Below are 6,000 nucleotides of genomic sequence, written 5' to 3' on the forward strand. Positions count from 1 at the left end.
CGGCACTCGTTTCTTTATGATGTCGACATGACTCCTCCACGGCTTCCTTTTTTGCGTCAGCCGCTGCGCCTTATCCACGACCGTATTGCGACCGGGCTAATCACCGCCGGTGGTATTGGTGTTCTGTTGGCCATCCTCGCCATTGGCGTTTTCCTTATTTGGGAAACACTGCCGCTGCTGGCATTTGGTGACGCGTTTTCGCTCAGCACCTTATCACCGCTTGCCTGGGGTACTCTTAAAGCAGCCCTCGCCGCGATGCTGTTTGCCACGCCTATTGCGCTGGGTGCGGCCATGTATTCGGCGCTGTTTATGTCGACACGACTGCGCAGCCGGGTAAAACCTATTCTTGAGCTGATGGAAGCCATCCCCGGCGTGGTGGTGGGCTTTGTTGCCGGGCTACTGCTAGCGCCGTGGGTAGAGCGTCACTTAGCCAGCACTTTGCTAGTGATCGTTTGGCTACCGCTTAGCGCCGCATTGGCAGGCGGGCTCTGGTATCTCGCCAACGCCCGCCTGCGCCAGTGGCTGCCGCTCTCTTGGGCAGGCGTCTGGCTGATGCCGTGGCTGGCCATCATGGTCACGCTGGCCTTATGGCTATCTCCGCTGATGGAGCAAGCGTGGTTCGGCGGCGATCTTCGCCGCCTGCTCGACCAACAGTACGGGCTGGACTACGCCACTCGCAACGCGCTAATTGTGGGGATTGCCATGGGGTTTGCGGTGATTCCCAGCATCTACTCGCTGGCAGAAGACGCCCTTGCCGATGTGCCCGCAAGTTTAATGGAGGGTGCCCAAGCCTTAGGGGCCAGCCGCTGGCAAGCGCTGTGGAAAGTGGCACTTCCCACGGCTGGGCCTGGAGTGTTTTCAGCGGTCATGATTGGTGCCGGGCGCGCCGTGGGCGAAACCATGATTGTGTTAATGGCCAGCGGCAACACCGCTCTCTTTAGCGCCAGCCCCTTTGAAGGGCTACGCTCGCTTTCTGCGTCTATTGCGATTGAGCTGCCGGAAGCTTCTCCCGGAGGCCTTACGTACCATCTACTAATTTTTGCCGCGCTATCCTTGTTTATCTTCACCTTTTTAGTCAATACGTTAGCGGAAGTGGTGCGTCAACGTCTGCGGCGGCGCTATCAGCGTTTAGGAGGTAAACTCTAATGCGCTGGTCATTTCGTCCATCTCGTATCAGCGCTATGGGTAGTCTGCTGTGGCCCTGGTTGTGCGCCGCTAGCGTTGCCTTGTCGCTGCTGATGCTCGCCACGCTGCTCACCCTGCTCGCCACGCGCGGACTTGGCCACTTTTGGCCCGCCGCGCTGGAAGAGGCCACCCTTCACTCAGGCGAAACGGTCATCGGCCAGCCGGTGCGAGAAACCCCTCTGCCTAACACAGCGGGCATAGAGCGGCTCTACTTTACCGGCAACCGAGATATCGACGGCGCAAGCTGGCGCTGGGTGGCCCTGGACGATATCGACACCGTCGCCGTACCCGACGACCTCATCCGGTTAGAGCGCTCCCCCTGGGGCGACTTTATTGGTCGCCTAGAGGCCGTAGAGAGCGAAGGTCAGCGTTTTGAGGACGCCGCCGCCTGGGCGTTTGTCGCTCGAGCCCTGACACTGCCCGACAGCCAGCGCCCTAACGCACAACTCCAACTGACCGCCGCCAATGGGCACACCATTACCCAGCCGCTGTCGGGCGTCACACTTTTTCAAGCGCCCAACGCCATGTCCTGGGGGCAGAAAGTCGTCGTCTGGAGTGAGCGCATTTGGCAATTCCTCAGCGAAGGCCCGCGTGCAGCCAATACCGGTGGCGGCGTTTGGCCCGCTATTTTCGGGACGGTGCTGATGGTGATCCTGATGTCGGTCATCGTGACACCGTTTGGCGTGCTGGCCGCCATTTATCTGAATGAAATCGCGCACCAGAACCGCCTGACCCGCTTAGTGCGCATCGGCGTGCGTAATCTCGCGGGGGTGCCCTCGATTGTTTATGGGGTGTTTGGCCTTGGGGTCTTCGTTTACGGCATCGGCGGCTCCATTGACAGCTGGTTTTTTGAGGATGCGCTGCCCTCGCCCACCTTTGGAACCGGCGGCCTGCTCTGGGCATCGTTGACCCTGGCGCTGCTAACGCTGCCGGTCGTCATCGTAGCCACCGAAGAGGGGCTGGCGCGTATTCCCGACGCCCAGCGGGAAGGTGCAGTGGCGCTGGGTGCCACCCGTTTGGAGATGCTGACCCGCGTGGTACTACCCATGGCGACACCAGCGATGCTCACCGGTGTGATTTTGGCGGTAGCTCGAGCCGCAGGGGAAGTCGCCCCGCTGATGCTAGTGGGCGTGGCGAAACTGGCCCCGCAAATGCCCGTCGATGGCGAATTTCCCTATCTGCATCTAGAGCGCAAGTTTATGCACCTCGGCTATCATTTATTTGATACCGCTTTTCACGGTGAAGATGTCCAAGCCGCTATCCCACTGGTGTTTGCCACCGCTCTGCTGTTAGTGCTGATTGTGCTGGTGCTTAATCTAACTGCCATATTTCTGCGTCATTATTTAAGGCGTCAACGAGGGAACGAATGCTAGCGTTATCGTCCGCCAACCCAGCTCAAGCACCGGTAACTCGATTTTCAGCCGAGACCTGCTGTTTGAGCATCAACCAGTTTCACCTCGCTTATGCGGGGAAAACGGCGTTGCGCGACCTAACGCTTGACGTGCCTCGCCATCGAGTCACCGCTTTCATCGGCCCGTCGGGCTGTGGCAAATCTACTTTGCTGCGTGCGATTAATCGGCTGCATGACCTGAATGAGTCGGTGACGCACCATGGGCAAATCCAGTTAGAAGATCAGGACATCCACGCCCCGCAGATGAACGTTACCGAGCTGCGACGCCGTGTGGGCATGGTGTTTCAAACGCCCAACCCGTTTCCGATGTCGATCTATGAAAACGTGGCGTTTGGGCTGCGCCTGCAGGGGCGCCTGCCTAAGCGCAAACGCGACGATATTATCGAGTGGGCGCTCACCTCAGCCGCCCTGTGGGATGAGGTGAAAGATCGCCTGCACCGTTCCGCGTGGCAGTTATCCGGTGGGCAGCAGCAGCGCTTAGTGATTGCCCGCACGCTGGCCGTACAGCCCGATGTATTGCTATTGGATGAGCCTGCCTCGGCGCTCGACCCTATTTCTACGCTTAAAATTGAAGAGCTAATTCGTAACCTGAAATCCCAGCTCACGCTGGTACTGGTTACCCACAATATGCAGCAAGCCGCACGGGTATCCGACTACACGGCTTTTTTGCAGCAAGGTGAACTCGTTGAATACGGGCCAACGGATCAAGTGTTCACCAACCCGCGTTTACAACGCACTGAAAACTACATTACCGGCCGCATGACCTAGGCCCAACCGACGTTACGTCAGGAGTGCTCAATGGATATTACGAGCGATAGCCACAGCCAGCATATCTCTCGCCAGTTCAACCAGGAGCTGGAAGAGCTGAAAACCCACCTGATGGCCATGGGCGGTCTGGTGGAAAAACAGGTACAAGACGCCGTTCACGCCCTGTTGGAAGGCGACAGCCGTCTGGCCGAAAAAGTGCGTGACAACGACCGCCAAGTGAACGACCTGCAACTGCAGATTGATGATGAGTGTACTCGCGTCCTGGCCCGTCGCCAGCCGGCTGCCTCGGACCTTCGTCTGGTGCTGGCCGTTATTCGTGCCACCTCAGACCTTGAGCGGATTGGCGATGAGGCGAGCAAAATTGCCCGCAACGCCCTACTGCTGAGTGAAAACAGCGGCGGCATTCGTGGCCTGGTCGAAGTGCGTCACATCAGTGAACACGTGCGTAAAATGCTGCGCGATGCACTGACGGCTTTTGCCCGCTTCGATACCGAACTTGCCATGCAGGTTGTGCGTGAAGATGAGTCGGTGGATGACGAATACGGCAGCGCCATGCGCTCTCTAATGACCTTTATGATGGAAGACTCCCGCTCTATTAGCTCCGTCCTCAGCATCATGTGGGTACTGCGGGCACTAGAGCGTGTGGGCGACCACGCCAATAACCTGGCAGAGTACGTGGTCTACCTGGTGAAGGGCCTGGATATTCGCCACAGCGACCCCGACACCTTAGAGCAGAAGGTGCTTAAAAAGTCTTGACCTAGCAGGTAATTCCTCCTGCAATACGCCCAGATGACACATCTGGGCGTTTTTATTTAAGGAGCAAGCATGGTGGATGCAATAACGGCGCTGAGCCAAGGCACACGTTTGGTGTACCAAAAAGGGCTGCGGCGCTACATTTTTCTGCCGATCCTGGTCAACCTCATCGTGTATGCCAGCATGCTAAGCTTGGTGCTCAACCGCTTTGATAGCTGGCTCGACAGTGCCATGACCATGGTCCCCAGCTGGTTGGAGTGGCTCTCTTGGCTTATCTGGCCGCTCTTCTTCGTTAGCCTCTTGGTGGTGATCTTTTTTACCTTCACCCTGGTGACACATCTGATTGCCGCGCCGTTTTACGGCTTTTTAGCCGCTAAAGTCGAGCGTCAAGCCACAGGACGGGAACCGTTGGATGATCGCGGGCTAGCTAAAACGGCCATCGATGCACTGGGTCGCGAACTGGTCAAGCTCGGCTATATTCTGCCGCGCATGGCGGCGCTGTTTATTCTCAGCTGGATACCAGGCCTCAATCTGTTGGCACCGATCTTGTGGGCACTGTTTTCCGCCTGGGTGATGGCCATCACTTACCTTGATTACCCGATGGATAACAACAAGGTCACGTTTCGCGATATGCGCAGCCGTCTCTCGCACCGCTGGTGGCCAAGCCTCACCTACGGCGGGCTGATCATGCTGGTCACCTGGATCCCGCTTGCCAATCTGTTTTTAATTCCTGGCGCCGTAGCGGGGGCGGTGCTGATGTGGGATGGTCACTACCGTGACACCCAAGATGTTGTCGCACGTCGTTAGAACACGCAGCCATACGCAAAAAACCCCGTCGGAGCGGGGTTTTTTGTGGAATTAATATCAACGCTTACCAACGAAGATCATCACCTTCATCACGGTTCAGCTCGCTAGCATCATAGCCAGCTTTACTGGTAGCCACGCTGTTGGAATCGCTGACGCTGCTTGAAGTGGAGTAGTCCAGCGTATCGCCTTCATTACGGGTCAAGTCACTAGCAGAGTACTGAGCCGGGCCTGACGTATTGTGCGAGTTAGGCTGCATCACATCGTGTCCTGCAGAGCGGTCTTTGTTGAGTTCAATGGATGTTTGGGCAAATGCCATCGGACTTGCTACCAAACCAAAAGCAACACCTAACACTGCAGCTTTTTTAGCTAACTCTTTGTCTTTGAAAAACATAAATTACTACTCCTTTAACATTGAGCCAGTCGACGTAGAGTGGAAACCAATTAAGCGACTACGACTAATGGCTAACTTTACATCTCGCCAATGCATACATGATGCCAAAAACACTAAATTAATTAAATATCTTTTAAAAACATAAATTTATTTTTTTCAATTTCGCGCAATATAAAGCCGCAAAATCATTATCCATGCAAAAATATTGTGTAATAATGACACATGCGTCGGATAAGTGGCGCAAATTGACTCACTTGCCTCGCTGCCCAACCGCTTCATTATCCCCGCCAAGAGGGCAGCCATGCCATTCGCTGGGGTTTATGTGTTAGGATCGAGTAGACATCATGGATTGACCTGCCCCTCCTCAACGTCGTGGATTACGTTGAGGTAGGGACCAAAATGCAGAGCCACTATTGAGGGAGGCAGGTCATGAAACAGTCTAACGCAACTCAGCAAGCTGTTGTCGAGCGGGCCGTTGCCCAGCGTGTCAGCGCCGCCGGCAACGTCCATGCCGCTTATATTGGCCTGGACGTGCACAAGGTCAGCATCTCGGTGGCCATCGCCGAGATCGGGCGCCAGGCGCCCGAGTTCCGCGGTGAGATTCCCAACGAACCCAAGGCCATCGACAAGCTGGTTCGCCAGCTGAGCGAGCGCTTCGCTGGGCAGCCCCTGCTGTTCAGTTACG

General features: G+C 56.3%; 6 protein-coding genes and 1 pseudogene. 6 read left to right on the forward strand and 1 reads right to left on the reverse strand.

What is annotated here, in order from left to right; genetic code table 11:
• The first annotated feature begins 27 nt into the window (after positions 1–27).
• From BMY49_RS09465 to cysZ, 5 genes are all read left to right on the forward strand, one after another.
• Positions 28–1,146 carry an ABC transporter permease subunit gene (locus BMY49_RS09465; protein ID WP_074211264.1) on the forward strand — a complete coding sequence of 373 codons (1,119 nt, stop codon included), beginning with the start codon at positions 28–30 and terminating at the stop codon, positions 1,144–1,146.
• A complete protein-coding gene (gene pstA / locus BMY49_RS09470) occupies positions 1,146–2,558 on the forward strand; it encodes a phosphate ABC transporter permease PstA (RefSeq protein WP_044629310.1) in 1,413 nt (470 codons plus the stop codon). The genes BMY49_RS09465 and pstA overlap by 1 nt, the downstream gene beginning before the upstream one ends.
• On the forward strand, positions 2,552–3,364 hold the full coding sequence (pstB, locus tag BMY49_RS09475; RefSeq protein ID WP_044629309.1) for a phosphate ABC transporter ATP-binding protein PstB: 813 nt from the start codon (positions 2,552–2,554) through the stop codon (positions 3,362–3,364). The genes pstA and pstB overlap by 7 nt, the downstream gene beginning before the upstream one ends.
• Positions 3,365–3,394: 30 nt before the next feature.
• Positions 3,395–4,120, forward strand: coding sequence for a phosphate signaling complex protein PhoU (phoU, locus tag BMY49_RS09480; protein WP_044629308.1), 726 nt, complete (start codon positions 3,395–3,397; stop codon positions 4,118–4,120).
• Positions 4,121–4,189: 69 nt separating this feature from the next.
• The gene (cysZ, locus tag BMY49_RS09485) at positions 4,190–4,924 is read left to right on the forward strand and encodes a sulfate transporter CysZ (protein WP_044629307.1); all 735 of its coding nucleotides are present in this window, start codon (positions 4,190–4,192) and stop codon (positions 4,922–4,924) included.
• Between the two features lie 64 nt (positions 4,925–4,988).
• Here cysZ and BMY49_RS09490 read toward each other — a convergent pair whose 3' ends face one another.
• On the reverse strand, positions 4,989–5,315 hold the full coding sequence (locus BMY49_RS09490; protein ID WP_044629306.1) for a hypothetical protein: 327 nt from the start codon (positions 5,313–5,315) through the stop codon (positions 4,989–4,991).
• 429 nt (positions 5,316–5,744) lie between these two features.
• On the opposite strand from BMY49_RS09490, the pseudogene BMY49_RS17565 reads away from it, so the two are divergent.
• A pseudogene (locus BMY49_RS17565) lies at positions 5,745–6,000 on the forward strand (hypothetical protein); the annotation flags it as partial.

The organism is Vreelandella aquamarina, from assembly GCF_900110265.1.
Taxonomy (GTDB): domain Bacteria; phylum Pseudomonadota; class Gammaproteobacteria; order Pseudomonadales; family Halomonadaceae; genus Vreelandella; species Vreelandella aquamarina.